Origin of the sequence: Pseudoalteromonas sp. PS1M3, assembly GCF_016865405.1 — a bacterium.
Taxonomy (GTDB): domain Bacteria; phylum Pseudomonadota; class Gammaproteobacteria; order Enterobacterales; family Alteromonadaceae; genus Pseudoalteromonas; species Pseudoalteromonas marina.
The window spans coordinates 76,171-94,452 of record NZ_AP022625.1 but is presented as its reverse complement, the minus strand read 5'-3'; the positions used below and the strand labels follow the sequence as shown (position 1 = coordinate 94,452).

General features: G+C 40.6%; 19 protein-coding genes and 1 other annotated feature. Of the genes, 6 read left to right on the top strand and 13 right to left on the bottom strand.

The features are described 5' to 3' along the window. Nucleotides 1-188: 188 nt before the first annotated feature. Both PS1M3_RS17240 and PS1M3_RS17235 read left to right on the top strand, forming a co-directional pair. Nucleotides 189-1,073 carry a tetratricopeptide repeat protein gene (locus tag PS1M3_RS17240; protein WP_138741116.1) on the top strand — a complete coding sequence of 295 codons (885 nt, stop codon included), beginning with the start codon at nt 189-191 and terminating at the stop codon, nt 1,071-1,073. 186 nt (nt 1,074-1,259) lie between these two features. Continuing rightward, nucleotides 1,260-2,806, top strand: a protein-coding gene (locus PS1M3_RS17235; protein WP_086007399.1) for an IS3 family transposase whose coding sequence is annotated in 2 segments (ribosomal slippage) — nt 1,260-1,740 and nt 1,740-2,806 — 1,548 coding nt in all. Because the reading frame shifts where the segments join, the coding sequence is not laid out codon by codon here. A 332-nt stretch (nt 2,807-3,138) separates the two neighbouring features. Here PS1M3_RS17235 and deoD read toward each other — a convergent pair. Both deoD and PS1M3_RS17225 read right to left on the bottom strand, forming a co-directional pair. Then, nucleotides 3,139-3,840, bottom strand: a complete 702-nt coding sequence (gene deoD, locus PS1M3_RS17230) for a purine-nucleoside phosphorylase (RefSeq protein WP_006794609.1) — start codon at nt 3,838-3,840, stop codon at nt 3,139-3,141. A 14-nt stretch (nt 3,841-3,854) separates the two neighbouring features. Continuing rightward, complete coding sequence (locus PS1M3_RS17225; protein WP_203987755.1) at nt 3,855-5,072, bottom strand: phosphopentomutase; 1,218 nt, start codon at nt 5,070-5,072, stop codon at nt 3,855-3,857. Nucleotides 5,073-5,264: 192 nt separating this feature from the next. Between PS1M3_RS17225 and udk the strand changes: the two genes are divergently transcribed. From udk to PS1M3_RS17205, 4 genes are all read left to right on the top strand, one after another. Continuing rightward, a complete protein-coding gene (gene udk / locus PS1M3_RS17220; RefSeq protein ID WP_203987752.1) occupies nt 5,265-5,897 on the top strand; it encodes a uridine kinase in 633 nt (210 codons plus the stop codon). 17 nt (nt 5,898-5,914) lie between these two features. After that, nucleotides 5,915-7,141: a NupC/NupG family nucleoside CNT transporter gene (locus PS1M3_RS17215; protein WP_008132935.1), complete on the top strand. Its 1,227-nt coding sequence runs from the start codon at nt 5,915-5,917 to the stop codon at nt 7,139-7,141. Nucleotides 7,142-7,490: 349 nt separating this feature from the next. Next, a protein-coding gene (locus PS1M3_RS17210) for an IS3 family transposase (protein ID WP_223230517.1) occupies nt 7,491-8,710 on the top strand; the annotation gives its coding sequence in 2 pieces (ribosomal slippage) (nt 7,491-7,779 and nt 7,779-8,710; 1,221 coding nt in all). After that, nucleotides 7,769-7,885, top strand: a sequence feature (AL1L pseudoknot). It overlaps the preceding gene by 117 nt. A 73-nt stretch (nt 8,711-8,783) precedes the next feature. Continuing rightward, the gene (locus tag PS1M3_RS17205) at nt 8,784-9,431 is read left to right on the top strand and encodes an ABC transporter substrate-binding protein (RefSeq protein ID WP_239104510.1); all 648 of its coding nucleotides are present in this window, start codon (nt 8,784-8,786) and stop codon (nt 9,429-9,431) included. A 306-nt stretch (nt 9,432-9,737) separates the two neighbouring features. On the opposite strand, the gene PS1M3_RS17200 is transcribed toward PS1M3_RS17205, so the two are convergent. The 11 genes from PS1M3_RS17200 to PS1M3_RS17150 form a co-directional block, all read right to left on the bottom strand. Then, complete coding sequence (locus PS1M3_RS17200; protein WP_002959120.1) at nt 9,738-9,947, bottom strand: cold-shock protein; 210 nt, start codon at nt 9,945-9,947, stop codon at nt 9,738-9,740. 239 nt (nt 9,948-10,186) lie between these two features. After that, entirely contained in the window at nt 10,187-10,900 is a 714-nt protein-coding gene (locus PS1M3_RS17195) for a hypothetical protein (protein ID WP_008132926.1), read from the bottom strand. After that, complete coding sequence (locus PS1M3_RS17190) at nt 10,897-11,637, bottom strand: iron transporter (RefSeq protein ID WP_203987749.1); 741 nt, start codon at nt 11,635-11,637, stop codon at nt 10,897-10,899. Before PS1M3_RS17190 ends, PS1M3_RS17195 begins: the two co-directional genes overlap by 4 nt. Then, a complete protein-coding gene (locus PS1M3_RS17185; RefSeq protein ID WP_006793322.1) occupies nt 11,624-11,977 on the bottom strand; it encodes a cupredoxin domain-containing protein in 354 nt (117 codons plus the stop codon). The genes PS1M3_RS17190 and PS1M3_RS17185 overlap by 14 nt, the downstream gene beginning before the upstream one ends. Then, nucleotides 11,970-13,271 carry an ATP-binding protein gene (locus tag PS1M3_RS17180; protein WP_203987746.1) on the bottom strand — a complete coding sequence of 434 codons (1,302 nt, stop codon included), beginning with the start codon at nt 13,269-13,271 and terminating at the stop codon, nt 11,970-11,972. The genes PS1M3_RS17185 and PS1M3_RS17180 overlap by 8 nt, the downstream gene beginning before the upstream one ends. Before the next feature lie 62 nt (nt 13,272-13,333). Next, nucleotides 13,334-13,993, bottom strand: coding sequence for a response regulator transcription factor (locus PS1M3_RS17175; protein WP_010556093.1), 660 nt, complete (start codon nt 13,991-13,993; stop codon nt 13,334-13,336). An 11-nt stretch (nt 13,994-14,004) separates the two neighbouring features. Further along, nucleotides 14,005-14,652 (bottom strand): hypothetical protein, encoded by a 648-nt coding sequence (locus PS1M3_RS17170; RefSeq protein ID WP_203987743.1) that lies wholly within the window; start codon nt 14,650-14,652, stop codon nt 14,005-14,007. A 13-nt stretch (nt 14,653-14,665) separates the two neighbouring features. Continuing rightward, nucleotides 14,666-15,436: an SDR family oxidoreductase gene (locus PS1M3_RS17165; protein ID WP_203987741.1), complete on the bottom strand. Its 771-nt coding sequence runs from the start codon at nt 15,434-15,436 to the stop codon at nt 14,666-14,668. Beyond that, nucleotides 15,433-16,122 carry a TenA family transcriptional regulator gene (locus PS1M3_RS17160; protein ID WP_203987739.1) on the bottom strand — a complete coding sequence of 230 codons (690 nt, stop codon included), beginning with the start codon at nt 16,120-16,122 and terminating at the stop codon, nt 15,433-15,435. Before PS1M3_RS17160 ends, PS1M3_RS17165 begins: the two co-directional genes overlap by 4 nt. Further along, nucleotides 16,115-17,593, bottom strand: a complete 1,479-nt coding sequence (locus tag PS1M3_RS17155; RefSeq protein ID WP_203987736.1) for an AMP-binding protein — start codon at nt 17,591-17,593, stop codon at nt 16,115-16,117. The genes PS1M3_RS17160 and PS1M3_RS17155 overlap by 8 nt, the downstream gene beginning before the upstream one ends. Continuing rightward, nucleotides 17,590-18,243 carry a thermostable hemolysin gene (locus PS1M3_RS17150; RefSeq protein ID WP_203987734.1) on the bottom strand — a complete coding sequence of 218 codons (654 nt, stop codon included), beginning with the start codon at nt 18,241-18,243 and terminating at the stop codon, nt 17,590-17,592. Before PS1M3_RS17150 ends, PS1M3_RS17155 begins: the two co-directional genes overlap by 4 nt. Nucleotides 18,244-18,282: the final 39 nt, after the last annotated feature.

Genomic DNA, 18,282 nt, shown 5'->3' with positions numbered 1-18,282 from the left:
TTAGCAGTTTCAGCCAGCTCACCCAGAGCTGGTTTTTTTTGCCTAAAATTTATTACTGCACACTGCTTTAGTGATAATAATTTATAATGTGCTGTAAACTCGCCTTCAAAACAAAACCCGCCCTAGTGAGTTTAGGTTGTGCGTGTTAATATTATTTTTGCAATTTATTATTTTATTTGGGCATGTTGATGCGTTATTACTTTTATTTACTATGTATTTGTTTTACTTTATTTTTAACGTCGGCTAATGCGGCTGAGCAACAAACAGAAGCCCCCTCAAAGCTACAAGAACAGCAAGCGCTTGAACAACTTAAAGAGCCTATGTATAAACCGCTTATGGAACGCTACATTTTAGATGAGCTAAAAGCGGTTCGCCAAGATCAGCAAAAGTTACGTGAAGACGTTACTAAACAAGTAACGCATGCGCAGTTAGACACGGCCGACAGAGCCCTTACTTACACTACCGATACGATAAATAATGTGTTTTTTATTATTACCGCGACGGCATCTATTTTGGTACTTGTTGGCTGGAACTCGCTGCGCGATGTTAAAAATAAAGTAGAAGATATTGTAAATACCCGTGTGAGTGTTATTACCGATGAGTACGAAGACCGATTAAAAATTCTAGAAGAAAAACTGCGTGTACGTTCTGAAGAAATACTCAGTAACCAAGAACGTATATCGATTACAAATGAGGTTCACTCGTTGTGGATGCGCGCAAATTTAGAAAGTGATTATGCTAACAAAATCGAGATTTTTGATGAAATTTTAAAACGTAAACCTGAAGACGTTGAGGCTATTGCTTACAAAGCTGATGCCCTGCTTGAAATTAATCAAACAGCCAAAGCGATTGATTTATGTAACCAGGCAATTGATATAGATAGCGATTATGGTTATGCGTATTGGCAACGTGCCTGTGCGTTTGCGCTAATACACGAGCACGCCGATGCGCTGGCCGATATAAAAATGGCACTTGAGTATTCACCTAACTTACGTAATGAGTTACTCCACGAAAGTGCATTTGCAAGCCTTCACGATAATAATAGCTTTAATACTATTGTGGCGGGCGAGTAAGTTTAGCTTGCTTATATAGTTTGTAAAAAAGAGCGAAAGCTCTTTTTTTATGGCTGTAATAAAGTCCTATGCTTTGTGTATTAAGGTTTTAAAAGATTATTATTCACAAAGAGGTTAAGAGACGCTGGGCTTTTCCCCCTGTGTCAGGATAGTTGTCGCCTCTAACATTTAGCAGAGGCAAATAAAATGAAACGTCAATTTACACAAGAGTTTAAAGTTCAAGCTGTTGAAAAAGCATTATCTCAATGTGATGATGTTCGCTTAGAAGATATTGCAGATGACTTAGGTGTCGGTTATTCAACGTTACAACGTTGGATAGCACTGGCAAAAAAGCATCAACTTGAAATACACCAGACGGGTAGCCAAATGACAGCAGAAAAACGACCACAAGACTGGAGTTTAGAAGAAAGACTCAACGCAGTAATTGAGTGTGGAAGTTTAGATGAAGCCGCCATAAATGAATACTGCCGTAATATAGGGCTTTATCCGCATCATATTCAGCAATGGAAGAAAGACTTAGTAACACCACCTTCAAATAAAACAGTAAAGTCAGACAGTAAACAGCTTAAGCAAGAAATAAAGCAACTGCAAAAAGAACTGAATCGCAAAGATAAGGCCTTAGCTGAAACTGCCGCTCTACTTGTACTCAAAAAAAAAGCGGATGCACTTTGGGGTTTCAACGAGGACGATTAACAACAGCGACTGAGCGACATGAATTAATAACGCTTATCACAAACGCACAGGCTTCAGGGGCAAGGAAAGAAAAGGCATGTGAGTTACTTGGACTGACACTAAGAACCGTTCAGCGGTGGATTGAAGCAGACGATATGACTGACAAACGGACGAGTACGAAAAAACAGCCGCCTAACCGTCTCACAGAGTTAGAGCGGCAGCGCATTATTAATACGGCTAATTCAGCCGAATATGGGCATTTACCGGCCAGTAAAATAGTCCCTAAGCTGCTTGATAAGGGCATATGGATAGCGTCTGAAAGTTCGTTTTATCGTGTCATGAAGGCACATAACTTATTAACGCATAGAGAAAAAGTAAAGCCAGCTAAGCCGATAAAAAAGCCAAGAGTATTGAAAGCAGTGCGTGCAAATGAAGTCTACACTTGGGATATCACCTATTTACCAACGAGCGTAAAAGGGCAATTTTTATACTTATATTTAGTGATGGACATTTTTAGTCGAAAGGTTGTTGGCTGGCAAGTTTACGACTCACAGTTAAGTGAATTAGCCGCAGATTTAATGAAGGATATTTGCAGTCGGGAGCAAATAAAGCGCGAGCAAGTTACGTTACACTCAGATAATGGCAGCCCAATGAAAGGCGCGACATTACTGGCAACATTACAGGAGTTAGGGATTGTGCCATCATTTAGTCGACCGTCAGTAAGTAATGACAATCCATACTCTGAGTCGTTATTTAAAACGTTAAAGTATCGCCCAGAATACCCAGAAAAGCCATTTGAAGATATAAGCGCAGCAAGAGAATGGGTAAGTGGGTTCGTTGATTGGTACAATAATGAGCACCTACACAGTGGTATAAAATTTGTGACGCCAAACCAACGTCATTCAGGTTTAGATAAAGAAATATTAGCTAAGCGTCAGCAGGTAAACGACGCAGCTAAATTGAATAACCCAAGCCGTTGGTCAGGGAAGTCACGAGACTGGTCAATGATAAATGAAGTAAATTTAAACCCTGAGAAAAAAGAAGAAATGCGGGCGGCATAAAATTTAACTTGAGGCGACAACTAACTTGAAAAACTCCGCTAACAAATGTTTTTAACTCTGTGTAGCGCGAAGCGCCTCGGTGCGCTCTGTGGTCATATCTATTTTTAAGTAATAAGAAGCTGTCGCTTCTCCTTGTGCAATACGGTTTTAGAGCCAATGATTCACAAAGAGGTTAAGAGTCGCTTCGCTTTTAGAGTCTGGTACTCATGATTTTATAATTATTAAGGCATAAAAAAAGCCGCATAAAATGCGGCTTTGGAGGTTAGTCTCACTTCACTTTGGGCGTGTCTCCAAAACTTAGTGAATACGTTACCAAGGAACTGTTTTATTGATTAGATAGACTCTAATGCAATTTTAACCATTTCGTTAAACGTGCTTTGACGTTCGTCAGCAGGTGTTGCTTCGCCAGTGATCACGTGGTCGCTTACGGTAAATAATGCCATTGCGTTTGCGCCGTACTCAGCTGCAACGCCATATAAACCGGCTGTTTCCATATCTACTGCAAGAACGCCTAACTTATCTAAATCTTTATAGAAAGTGTCGTCTGCTTGGTAGAAAGTGTCGGTTGTGAATACGTTACCTACTTTTGCTTTAATACCTAGCTCTTTTGCTGCATTAACGCCGTTTAAAAGTAGGTCGAAGTCTGCAATTGCAGAAAAATCGTAACCACGAACACGTGCACGGTTTACGTTTGAGTCTGTGCTTGCACCTTGTGCAAAAATCACGTCACGGATTTTAATGTCGGTACCAATACCGCCACATGTACCAATGCGTATAATGTTTTTTACGCCAAAGCTAACAATTAGCTCACGTGCATAAATAGACATTGATGGAATACCCATGCCTGAACCCATAATGCTTACTGGCTTACCTTTGTAAGTACCTGTAAAGCCAAACATGTTGCGTACACCAGTTACTTGTACCGCATCATCTAAAAAGTTTTCAGCAATATATTGCGCACGTAGCGGATCGCCTGGCATTAAAACTGTTTCGGCGAAATCACCAACATTTGCATTTATATGAGGAGTACTCATTCGTTGTTTCCTTTTTATTTTGGCGCGTTTAATTGAGTTAAAAAGCTGTCGCCATATTCAAGCTCAGACAAGTTAAACCACTGTGCTAGTGTTTGACCAATATCTGCAAAACTGTTTCGTTCACCTAGCGGTGTATTATCCATACCAGGCTTGTACGCTATCACAGGTACGTATTCACGCGTGTGCTCAGAACCTGGAAAGGTTGGGTCACACCCGTGGTCGGCAGTGATCATTAATACATCATCTGCATTTAACTGGTTTAGTATAGTTGGTAAATAGTCATCAAATTCTTTTAATGCTTTAGCGTAACCTACCGGGTTACGGCGATGACCAAATTTTTCATCAAAATCAACCAAGTTGGTAAAAATTAAGCTGCGATCAGGTGCTGTTGAAATAACCTCGCTGGTTTTTTCAAGCAAGTTCATAAGCCCAGGTGCTTTGTGCTTTTGAGTTATGCCTTGATGCGCGTATATGTCTGAAATTTTACCAATACTAATTACTTCGCCGCCGTCTTTTGCTAAAACATCTAACAATGTTGGTGCTGGCGGAAGTACTGAATAGTCACGACGGTTGCCTGTTCGTGCAAAGTCTTGACTATTTGAACCCAAAAATGGCCGCGCAATCACTCGCCCTATATTCATTTCATCAAGCAGCGCCCGTGCGATTTCGCAAACTTGATAAAGCTTCTCTAGGCCAAATGACTCTTCATGCGCGGCTATTTGAAACACGCTATCAGCTGAGGTGTAACAGATTGGTTTACCTGTTTTTACGTGCTCTTCACCTAGCTGTTCTAATATGGTTGTTCCTGATGCATGGCAATTGCCTAAAATGCCAGGAATACCTGTACGAGCTATAAACTCGTCTACAAATTCTTGTGGGAAACTGGGCTGTGTTTTTGGGAAATATCCCCAGTCAAATAACACAGGCACGCCAGCCATTTCCCAATGGCCTGATGGAGTGTCTTTTCCGCTAGAAAGTTCTTTAGCGTAACCCCATGCACCTTTTGGTGCTTGGCGGTCTGAAACTAAACACGTTTCTCCACCTGCGGCTTCACAGGCGTCTACTAAACCTAATTTAGATAAATTAGGAAGCGAAAGTGCGCTGCCTGTTTCGTCGTAATATGCTTTTAGTAAGTGAGCGAATGTATTGGCGCCAAGATCACCAAATTTATCTGCATCTGGTGCTGCACCGATTCCTAGGCTATCTGCCATTAAGATAATTGCTCTTGCCATTTTGACCTCACTTTGTTTCTAGGTGGTTACTTTATCTGCTGAACGATTTTTCCGTACAGGACAAAAGTCCTGTTTCATAAAACCTAAACATTATAAATTTGCGTTCTTAAGCGAAGCAAAAGAGATTAATCGTGTCTTTTTTGCTATTGTGATCTACCAACAATATATCCTTCTGTGTGGGTGAGAACTTTAGTGACACGAACAACTATTATAGCTATTGCTGGCGCGTCTGCGTCGGGCAAATCTCTGTTTAGCCAAACTATATACAACGAGTTGGTTAATGAGCTTGAACCGGGCGCAATTGCCATTATTGAAGAAGATGCTTATTACAAGGATCAGTCGCATTTGCCGATGGCTCATCGTACGCAAACGAACTACGACCACCCTGATGCATTTGAACATGAGTTAATGCTTGAACATTTAACTCAACTTCGTAGGGGAAATTCAGTAGAAGTACCAACATATGATTATGCACAGCATACCCGCAGCGATAAAACGCGACGTGTAGCCGCTGCAAAAATTTTAATTGTTGAAGGTATTTTATTACTGAGCGACAAAGCGCTAAATAAAGAATTTGATATCAAGGTATTTATAGATACTCCTTTAGATATCTGCTTAATGCGTCGTATGCAACGTGATATGGAGCAGCGAGGCAGAACGTTACAATCTGTTGTTGAACAGTATCAAGCAACTGTAAGACCGATGTTTTATCAATTTATTGAGCCTTCTAAGCATAATGCAGATTTAGTAGTGACTCGAGGCGGCATGAACCGCGTTGCGATTGATATTATAAAAAGTAAAATTAAATATTTACTACAAGAATAACAACGGGAAACATTTGTATGACAACATTTATGAGCTTGGTAGGCATGTGTGTGCTGCTGGGCATTGCCTTTGCCGCGTCAACTAATCGCAAGGCAATTAATTTAAGAACCGTTGCTATAGCATTTGCAATGCAAGTTGTTATTGGCGGCTTTGTTCTGTTTTTTGACGCAGGAAAAAACGTATTAGCAAGTATGTCAGCAGCCGTTTCATCGGTTATTGGCTACGCGAATGACGGGATAGGCTTTTTGTTTGGCCCGCTGGCATCGCAAGACACGCTAGGTTTTATTTTTGCAATTCAGGTTTTGCCCGTTATTGTGTTTTTCTCAGCGCTGGTCGCTGTTTTATATCACATAGGCATTATGGACTGGATAATTAAGATTTTAGGCGGTGGTTTACAAAAGCTTTTAAAAACCTCGCGAACAGAATCACTTTCAGCGACGGCAAATATATTTGTTGGCCAAACTGAAGCGCCGTTAATTGTTAAACCTTTTATAGCAACAATGACCAAGTCTGAGTTATTTGCTGTAATGGTAGGTGGCTTAGCCACTGTAGCTGGCTCTGTAATGGCTGGTTACGTAATTATTGGTGTAGAGCTTAAGTACTTAATTGCAGCCAGCTTTATGGCGGCACCAGGTGGTTTTTTAATGGCAAAAATGATTGTGCCAGAAACCGAAACACCTAAAGATAACTTAGCTGATTTAGATTTAAACGACGATGATAAACCGGTAAACGTAATTGATGCTGCTGCATCAGGTGCGGCAAATGGTATGCATTTAGCACTTAATGTTGGTGCAATGCTACTGGCATTCGTAGCGTTAATTGCGCTTCTAAATGGTTTATTAGGTGGTGTAGGCGGATGGTTTGATCATCCAACATTAACGCTACAAGAAATTTTAGGTTATGTATTTGCTCCTGTTGCATGGTTACTCGGTGTACCGTGGGATGAAGCAATTATAGCCGGCAGTTTTATTGGTCAAAAGATAGTAGTAAACGAGTTTGTTGCTTACTTAGACTTTATAAATTATCGCGATACGTTAAGTGCGCACACACAAGCAATTGTTACGTTTGCTTTGTGTGGATTCGCTAACTTATCATCGATAGCCATTTTACTAGGTGGGTTAGGCGGTATGGCGCCTAGCAGGCGGAAGGATATCGCACGCTTAGGGCTCAGAGCAGTGTTAGCAGGATCTATGGCTAACCTTATGAGCGCAGCAATTGCTGGGTTTTTCCTCTCGCTAGCTTAGAAACTTAAGAGATGAACCGGTGTTGCAAAACAAGAAGTTAGTACTTTAAGGGGTTAAAGTGCTAGCTGACTTGAACGATACTTCACCAAGGGCCGCAAGGCCCTTTTATCGTTTTAGGGCTTTAATAAAGTTACCTTCCTTCCTATATCCTCTCTTTATTTTCATTATGAGATTTTTACAACTCAAATAACCACTAATACTTTGTAAATTTAACAATTTTAAACCACACTTAATTAAGTGTTTCCAAGCCTAAATTGACTAGTTGTAGTGAAATATAATCTGACCTTTTTTATCCTTTTTGAATCGCCCCGTGTTTGCCAGAGACTCAATAACTTGAGAAACTGGAACTATGAAAAAATCAAATCGCTATACATCAGAATTTCGTGAACGTGCAATTAGGCTTGTTACCACACAACAGCATGAATACCCTTCTCTTTGGGCTGCGCTAGTATCGATTTCAGATAAACTGGGATGTACCCCAGAAACACTTAGAGCATGGGTCAAGAAATCTCAAGCTCAACCGTCTAAACCCTCTTCTAATACGCAATCAACTGAAGAACGCCTTGCCGTCTTAGAGCGCGAGAATAAAGAGCTCAAGCGAACGAATGATATCCTGAGGCAAGCTGCCGCTTTTTTCGCCCAAGCGGAGCTCGACCGCAAACAGAAGTAATAGTGGATTTTATTGATGCTTGCAGAGAGCATTACGGTGTCGAGTCAATTTGCAAGGAATTGCCGATTGCACCATCAACGTATTATTCTCATAAACAGATACAAAGAGAGCCTGAGCGACTGTCTAACCGCAAAAAGCGTGATGCTGAGCTGATAATACTCATTCGCGAAGTGTGGGAGGATAATATGTCAGTTTATGGTGCAAGAAAAATATGGAAGCAGCTACAGCTTGACGACCATCAAGTCGCCCGCTGTACAGTCGAACGATTGATGCGAGTTATGGGAATTCAAGGTGTTCGTCGGGGTAAAGCACATAAGACAACGATACCTGACGAGCAACAAGATAAGCCACTTGATTTAGTTAATCGTCAATTTACTGCTGAGCAGCCAAATCAACTTTGGGTAGCTGACATCACCTATGTTGCCACATGGAGTGGGTTTGTTTATGTCGCTTTCGTGATAGATGTTTTTTCACGATACATTGTAGGTTGGCGTGTATCAACGACAATGCACACAGAGCTTATTCTTGATGCGTTAGAGCAAGCTATTTGGCATCGTGGCAACCCCGAAGGGTTAATTCACCACAGCGACAGAGGCAGCCAATATTTGTCTATACGATACACTGAGCGACTTGCTGAAGCTGGAATTCAAGCGTCTGTAGGCAGTGTGGGTGACTCTTATGACAATGCATTGGCTGAAACAATAAATGGATTATTTAAAACAGAGATTATTCGCAGAAATGGCCCGTGGAAGAATGTTGATGCTGTTGAATACGCAACGTTAGAGTGGGTCAATTGGTTTAATAATCAACGCTTATTATCTTCAATTGGGTATATTTCACCAGCTCAATATGAAACAGACTACTATGATAATTTAAACGAGTCAGGTAAAGTGGCCTGACTTAAACAAACTGGTCTCCGATGAACTCGGGGCGATTCATTTTTTATCATTTAGCACTTTAGCTGAAGAGCCTTTGCTGGTTGTTACAGAATTAGCACCACCTAATCAAGTTTTAATAGACGGTGAAGTTCAAGGTAAAGGAACACAGTACATAAGAGATATATTTAAACAGGCTGGTTTAACACCAGACATACAAATGTACCCTTGGGCCCGCGCCTACAAAATGGCGAGCGAGGAAAAAAATACGTTTATTTACAGCATTGCTCGCACGCCAGAACGTGAAAATCAATTTCAGTGGGTAGGGGAAATTGGTCGCTTTGAAATGGGATTTGTTGGGCTATCAGACAGAACCGATATAGTAATCAATAATATTAACCAAGCAAAAAATTACAAAATAGCTATGCAACATAACGACTTCTCGACCCAAACTCTCACTAAAATGGGGTTTGAGGGCGTTATAACTTCAGATATACAGCATTCTTATAAGTTACTACTAGCCAAAAAAGTAGACCTAATATTGGATGATCCGCTTTATATGCTCCAATATAGTGATTACTTTAAACTTAAACCGGGCCACTTAAAATTTATTTTTAAAATAGATGCATTAACAACGGTTGCTTATTTAGCTGCAAATAAAGATACAGATAAAGTTCTTATAGAAAAAATGGAAGAAGCGCACAAACAAGTGAGTAAAACTCAAATAAGCCCTTACGGTAAATGAGTTAAATTACACGCGGCTTTTGAATTAAATGATGTGCAGGTGAGGTAAATAATTAACAATAAGTGGAATTAGCTCAGCGGTGCTTGAACTCTCTCTTTTACGCTTTTACTAATTAAAGCTATACAGACTTTTTATAGCGCCTAACCCTGTCACTAAATAGGTGTTTATATTAGACCTTGGGGTCAAGTAGAACCACTTTAATTGTGATCCTTGCCATTAGGTCGTGGTTGTTGAATAAGTTAGGTTTGTTTCAGACACAAAAAAAGCGCCCTAGGCGCTTTTTTTCATTTTACTTAAAAAGTAAAATTATACAGCTGTGATGTTATCAGCTTGAGGACCTTTTTGACCTTGTGAAAGAGTGAACTCTACACGTTGGCCTTCAGCTAAAGTTTTGAAACCTTCGCTTTTGATTGCTGAGAAATGTGCGAAAACGTCTGGGCCATTTTCTTGCTCGATGAAACCAAAACCTTTAGATTCGTTAAACCACTTAACTGTACCTGATACGATGTTAGACATTGTAATATCCTGATATAAAAATAAAAAATATGCTCATATGAGCGGGTGTAGCAAAAAATGAGATGGTACTTTAAAAACTTCAGGACGGTACTACAAGTATTACTTATACAACATCGAAATGGAGATTTATAGCTTACATGCTTTCTTTCTAGCTGCGGCCCACTATATAGATAACCAAATATAAGTCAAGCACTTCCTTATTTTATTGAGCAATAAATAATCAACCTATATTTATATGCTTAAAATTCAAATTCTAGGGCAAGTCTAAAACTATGGTTTTTTTCAGACTGGCTAATTTCACTTATAAAGCCAGCTTCCCATTTTAGCTGTTTTTGCCCTTCAAACCGGTATAGCCCAATAAACCCGGGTCCAATTCCGATAAAATCTTCCCCTGCATATAACTCAATAGAGGGTTGAAACGCAGACAAGTATCGGTAACGATATTGTGCCCTAAACTCTGTTTCCCATTCGTTCTCTATGTCTTGCCCCCATTCGTATACCAAAAAAGCATTCATGGTGAGACTTGCACGACCAAACTCTTTTTCAATTACAAAACCGGAGGTTGCTTCGTATGCGTCGGCGTCATGCTGTTTTTCAAATTCAAATAACGCGCCCCAATCAGCCCATAGCCTGCCCTGCTCTATTAACTGCCAACGAAGCTCTAACTCATACGCTTGCAAGCCAAAGTCGCCGTTATCATCTCGCTCACCCACTAAATAACCTTCGAGTGCCATAGTGTCGTTAATGGCGCCACCTAAACCAATACGTTGAGCTAAAATATTGCCACTGTCGGTTTGATGCGACACAAGGCGCCACTCAAGCTCTCGTTCAAACGGCAACACATACGGGTGATAAACTTTATCTACTACTATGCCATCAGCATAAGCGAGCTTAGGTATTAATAAACAAAAACCAATTAATACAGTAGCTGCAAATAGGTTTATTGCTTTCATGATTTTTCCTTAGTGATTGATTTAGGAATAAAATAACAAGCAGATAAAAATAACACGCTGCTCAGCACATAGCTTAAAAGACTGGTTAAATTTGGCGTAGCCTCATAACCGATCAGAGCTCGCAATACTCTCCCAAACTCTGAGTTTTCGGTTAAAATGTCACGTAAATCCCATACGGTTACTGTTGTTGGTATCAAATCAATTTGGCTCGCCAAATCAAGCGCCACAACTAGTTTTGCTGCACTATTTAAAGCTAACAATACCAATAAAGGGGTAAGCCCAAAGCGCTGTTTGATTGCACTCAATAAAAAATACAACAACACGCTAAAGCTGCTGCATATTCCCAACCCTAAAAAAGTGCCAATAAATAAACTTTGAGCCGCTTCGTTGCTTTGCCAAAAGCCAATCAGGTAAATAATGTAGTGACTTAAATAAAGTGTCATTACACTGATAATCGCAATCATAAAAGCAGCTGTTGCTTGTTTAATGGCGTAGAACAGTGCACTAATAGAAATTAAAATACACAAACCAATTTGGGCATATTCTAAACCCTTATAGTCAAACAAGGGGCTCATTAACGGCGCACTTTTTACAAACAAAAATGAAAGCCCGATCCCTAAAATAAGCCCTCCCAGCAATTTCATTAAACTTTGCTTGGCTACAACTTGGAGTAAAATAAGTAAAATGGCCACCGGCAGCAACTGGTTTAGACTCATCACTAGGCTAGTTATTAGCATTAGAACGCTCCTTTTCAGTCACTATGACAGCACCACGCGCCGTATTGGGCGAAAACTCGCCAAAAAATTCATAGCGCCCAGGGATTAATGGCCCGATATAAATAACGCTTTTGCGCTTTGGGTAAAGTACTTTCTCTCGATTGAGATCGAAACTGTCGAACTCTTCAGGCGTACTATCTTGATTTTCGATTAACAAGCGTACCTTTTTATTGGCCGGCACGACGATTTCTGCGGGGTAAAACAAATGATCTTTAAGTACAATACGATAGTCTTTACTGGCGGCGTTAAATGATAAAAATACACAACAATATAAGTAAGGCCTAATAAGTTGTTTAATCACATTTAGCTCCTGCAAAAACTACCTGTACTTTTAAGCCACCCAAATCACTATTCGTTAAGTGAATTTCAGCGCGATAAATAGCAATAATATGCTGCACTATTGCCATGCCTAAGCCCGCACCTTGTTCACCCGAAGGGTGTTGGTCACCGCCAACACGATAAAAGCGATTAAATATCCGTTGTTTTTGATCGTCCGTCATACCAGGGCCACTGTCTTCTATTTGCCAAATACGCAGCTTGTGCATCTGCTTTAGCGTTATTTTTATTTGTCCATTGGCTGGTGCGTACTTTATAGCATTGCTAAGTAGGTTTGAAATCAACGTCACTAAGGTAAATTCATCACCGTTAATGATAAAATCATCTCCCTCAAGACTGATAGTGTGATTTTTAGCCTCTATTTTTTCATACAACTGGCTAACACCTTCTTGCGTGATCGCTAATAATGACTGCTCCTTAAACTGTTTTTGCCACTGCTCTGGCTGAGTACGCCCTAGTATTAGCATTTGCTCGACTATATTGGACAGTCGATTAATACCTTGGGTCATGGCTTGTAGTTCTTGGTTATCTCCTTGTTGAGCTGCCAAATTGTGCACATTAATTTTTAAACTGCTCAGGGGAGTACGTAATTCATGTGCCGCATCAGAGGCAAAAAAACGCTCTCGTAAATAGGCGGTTTCTACGCGTTTAAATAAATCGTTTAAGCGGCTGATCACCGGTTTTATTTCTTCATCTGTCACCTGCCAATTGATCGCAGTGAAGTCATTTGCTTGGCGCAGAGCTAACTGTTTTGATAAACGGGTTAATGGTGCCAGTGCATATTTAACAAAAAAGCTAATAAATAGCGCAAGCAAAGGAACCGCCCAGAGCATAGGCAACATAGCTGATAAAATAACCGCCTCGGCAAGTTCAAACCGCTTAGCAATCGGCTCGGCAACAATAACGGTGCGTAAAGAAGTGACAAAAACGAATACTCGCATTCGCTGTCCTGCAATATTAAGCGTTTGAAAACCCGCTTGATACTGGCTTAAATTTAGATTCAATTCATTAGAGCCACTAAGGAGCTCACCGCCTTGCCAAATTTGATACAGTAACTGGGCGCTGTCTTGTATTTTTGGCGCCATGGCGTTTATAGATAAAGGCTGTTGCATCAACACTCCAGCGACCACTTTTAGTTCACTATCGAGTAATTGCTCACCATGGCTCATACTTTTTTGGTAGCCTTTGACTAAAGCTAAAAAGCAGGTTAACACCATCATTGACAGTAAAATAAGGGTTAAACGCTTACGAATTGACATAGAGTATGGTTACCTTTGTAAATTCAAGTTTGTGCAATCTAGGGGCGTTTTAATCACGTAAACTATCTCTTTCCCACGACATAGCCAATACCACGGAGAGTTTTAATAAAATCGCTGGGGAATTTTTTTCGTAGGTGATGAATATGTACTTCAATGGTGTTAGAGCCAACCTCTTCACCCCACTGGTACAGTTTATTTTCTAACTGCTGTTTAGATTGCACGCGACCTTGGTTTTCCAATAGTGCCTTCAGCAGCATGTATTCTTTTCGTGGCAGAGAAAGCAGCTCATCGCTGAGTGTGACACTATGCGCTGACGTGTCCATAGTCACTTCGCCACACTGTAATAAACTCGACTGAGCTTGATTTACTCGGCGGCTCGCTACGCGCAAACGAGCAAATAATTCGGCTGGTTCAAATGGCTTAGCTAAATAATCATCAGCGCCCATATCAAGCCCTTGCACTTTGTCATCAATGCTACTTCGTGCAGTTAGTATAACCACCGGAATCACTTTTTTTTGTGCTTTTATGTGCTTTAAAATTTGTGAACCATCACCATCGGGTAAACCTAGATCAAGTATAACCAACTCTATTTCACCACTGCCTAAGCATTGCAATGCATGCTTAACCGTTGCGCTATGCTCTACACTGTAGCCTTCTTGGCGCAATGAGCGGCAAAGCCCTTGCGCCACAAGATGATCATCTTCAACTAATAATAAATGCATTGTTTATTTTGTTATCTCTTTAGTTTTTTATCTACTTTAGCTAATAAAGAGCTAATTGCTTGTTGACGATATTTATCAGCTTTAGCACGAGTATCACGAATACCAGCTGCTTGCGCAACTAACAAATGGGCTTTAGCTTGCTGATATTCACGTTCGTCATATAAAAACTCACCATACAAGTAGTTAGTATCAATGCCTTTTTTGTTAAAAGCGAGCGCTTGCTTAAAAAACTTGTCGGCGGTGTCATCATCACCAAAACCAATAGGCCACCCCGGTACTTTACTGTATAAGGTTGCTAGGCTGGCATACGCTGAGCCACCTAAAGCACTGTCGTCTATTTTAAGGGCTTGCTCTAATGACGCTTTTGCATCTTTAGCATAACCCAGCGCCCCTAACCCGCCCTTTGCGCCAGCAAAACTGGCCAGTACAATGCCGTTCCACGTATAGCTATTTGCTGAATCAGGGTAGCTTTCAATAAATTGAGCACTTTGCTGACTTAGTTGAGTAAAGGCTTTGATTTGTGCATCATCTTTAAGCTCATAATTAGCAACCGCCCACTGCTGTTGAATAGCAAGTAAATCGCTTTGTTCGTCTGCAAATACCGGCGATGAAAACACACTAACAATGCTTAAATAAGCTACTAAAGTAAATTTTTTCATAATAAATCCTCTATTAACCTAAAAACTGTTTTATTTTAGGAAGCTGTTTGGCAATTGCGTTATCCACAATACGTGGAAAAACACCATTAATACGTGCAAAAAGTTTCTCAGGAAAACCAATAAATCGTCTGGTTTTATTTGAGTTTAATAACGCAACTAACTCATCAGCTACCAACTGCGGGGAGTCCATTTGATTACCAAGCGCCTTATTCATTGCTCGTGTTTGTGCATCATTAATATCTGTATCGGTTGCTCTTGGTGCTAAATAACTAACTTTAACGGGTGTGTCTGAAAGCTCTCGTGATAGCGCTTCGCTAAAACCACGTAAACCGAACTTACTAGCACAGTAAAGTGTTTGATACGGGTAACCTATGCTGCCAAATGACGACCCAACATTAACTATGGAGCCTTTATTCGCGTGCAACTGCGCTAAAAACAGCTGACATAATTTCATAGGGACGCCTAAATTAGTGCTCAGTAGATTATCAATTTGCTCACTACTCGATGCACTTAAGCTTTGCATTACATTAATGCCTGCATTGTTTATGAGTAACTTAGCGCCACCTAATTTTTTGGCTTTAATGGCGAGTGCCAACATGTTTTCGGCAACCGTCAAATCCCCCACAAAAACTATACTACCGGGACATTGGCTACTTAACGTATTGAGGGCATCACTATTTCGCCCCACCAAGAGCAGTTGCCAACCTTGGCCGTGTAGTGTTTTGGCAATGGCTTGACCAATTCCGCCTGTCGCACCAGTTAATACACATAAGCCGGTATTCATGCGTGTTGCTCTTGTGCTGATGCTTTAAAAAACGGCTCGTCGTCTAAAGCGCGAAAAATATCGCCGTACAAACGGTAAAAACATTTTGCGCCATGTAAAATAGCCTGCTGATCCGCCTCGTCAGTAATTTGGTTCATTAAGTTTTCAAAAAACTTTACGTGCTCTATATCAAGCGCGCCGTGAGAGGTTAAATAGCTAAATGCTTTTTTAGGAAGCCCTATTGCATTCGCTATGTTTGATGCGGCTCCATCAGCAAGCGCAATTGAGGTCCCCTCTAATACGTGAACCATGCCAAAAAAGCTAAGCGGATTTTTACGTGCAATACTATCGTAGGCATACGACACCATCATTTCAGTGGCGAATTGTGGCTGACTATGGCGCACACTTTCTTTATCAAACCCACAGGCTGCAATGTCGTTTAGCACCCACTCTTGATGACCAATTTCTTCTTCAATATATTCAGCTACCGCTTCACGTAACCATTCTTGCTCATCAGTTAAACGTGCGCCAAGTGACATCATTAAAGGAACGGTGTGTTTTACATGATGATAAGCCTGTGCTAAAAACGAGGCATACTCTTCAAGCGTTGCTTGTCCGTTAAATACACGCTGTATAATTGGCGCAGCTAATAAGTACTCACGCTCGTTTTGAGTTTGTGCTTTTAATGTATTAAAAAAATCACTCATGGATCACTTCTCCAAGTCGGTAAAACTGTTCAAAAATAGGGCTGTAGTGCTGGCTAATTGCCGCTCGTTTAGGGCGATTATTAGCGGTTAATAACCCTTGCTGCTCGCTTAAAGGTTGGGCTAAACGGTGCCACTTTTTAATCTGTGCGTAGTCAGGAAGTTGCTGGTTTACTGTTTTTAAATGTGCTTTTAATTGCTCATCACTAAATCCGGGAGCCGCATAAATAAGCGCGCTTAAAAATGGCTGGTTTTCACCAAACACCACTGCTTGCTGTATCGCACTTTGGCTTATAATTAATGATTCAGGCCATTCGGCGCTAACATTACGCCCCATACTGGTGATGATCAGATTTTTTACTCGCCCTTTTATGTACAACTTATTATTACGCTTAGATACTAAGTCGCCAGTGGCGTACCAGGTGTTTGGGTTATGCGGCGCTTGATTTAAATACCCTAAAAATAACGATCCTTTAATAAATAACTCACCATTTTCAACTTTGGTTTCAACGTGCCCTAATACTTCACCAGCACTATTTATGTCGTCATCATTGGGGATGTTTAAACTCACCACTGAGGTCGCCTCAGACAGACCATAACCTTGATAAACCGGTAGGTTATATTCTCGTGCAGTTAAAATTAGAGATTCACTAACCCGTGCTCCGCCAACAGCAATAAACTTAAGTGACTTTGGTGGCTGCCAGCCTTGTTTTGCAAAGGCAACTAAACACGTTAATAACTCAGGCACTAAAATAAGGGTGTTAGGTTTTACACTATCGATTGCACCAATGAGTTTGTTAGGGTTTTTTAACCCTGAGCCAACAAAACCTAATTCGTTTAGCAGCATTAAATGTACACAACCGCCACTTAACAAAGGCGCATACACACCCGCTATATTTTCCAATAGTACTGGCAGCGGAAGTAAGCATAAATGCACGGGGTTACTAATGTTTATTTGCTCACATAATGACTGAGCTACCTGCATCTGGCTTTGTGTTGATAGGCACACCCCTTTTGGCTCGCCAGTAGAACCTGAAGTAAATGTAATTTTTTGCGTACCAGTAAAATAGTCCACGGGTTCAATCGCATCGAGCTGATAAATATAAAGGGTATAATGCTCAAATAATGTTACCGACAATGAATGCTTACCAAGCGAATAACGAGGCATATCACTAATAAAAAACTGCGCACCACATTGCGCTAGCACATACTGTGTTTGCTGCGGACTAAAAAAATGGGCGATAGGCACCGCAACCTTGTTTGCTGCACTGGTTGCGGCATCAACAACCAGCCAAGCTGGAGTGTTATCAAGCTGGAAGGCAATTGCACCTGAGTCTAAAGCGTTAAAAATAGCTGTTAGCTTATTAGTTTCTTGTTGTAACTCCAAAGCGCTAATAGGCATCACTTTATTGGCTAAGTAACTAACAACCACTGGCTCATTCGCTACCTTATTAATATTATTTAATAGGCTCATAAGCTCTCCAACGCAGTCATCAAGGCATTAATTTGTTGTGTATTTTGCTGTTTAATATTTAACAGCATGGGTGTGTTAAGTACTTGCTGATGTGCCTGCGCTAAATTAACAATGCACACCGTAGGTTGGTTTGCATAATAACTCCCCCAACTTAATGGGTTTTCAACCACAAAGCTGTTTGCAACAGCAACCTCAGTGCAATTAACCCCCAGCATTCGAACCATCGCCCGTACTTTTTTTGTGGCGCAAAATACTAAATACTTAGCTCCAGTATTGTAAAGCGCCTCGTTAACAACAATAAAATGACCAAGCGTTGCCCTGCGATGTGTAGAGCATAAGTTACCTAGCTCAAATATTTTGCTACGCGGAGTTTGTTCTAATAAAAAGTGCTCAATGGGCTCTGCAGTGTACTGCTCAATAAATAAGGGAGAGGTAGCTTGCCTTAAACCTAACGTACATTGCCCCTCAATTGTTGTGTATTGACAAAGTAGTGGCATAAATGATTTAAGTGTTGCATTGTAAGCTACTAAAAAACCATCTTTTACCGCAGATTCTAGTGCATTACGATGCTCATCATTTTCTCGAGCAGTTATTAAATGTGCCGAATTTGATATGTTATCTAGTGATAGATTTAACTGTGCTAATTGCATAAACATCGCCCGTTTAAGGAGTATGTTTATAAGTTAAAG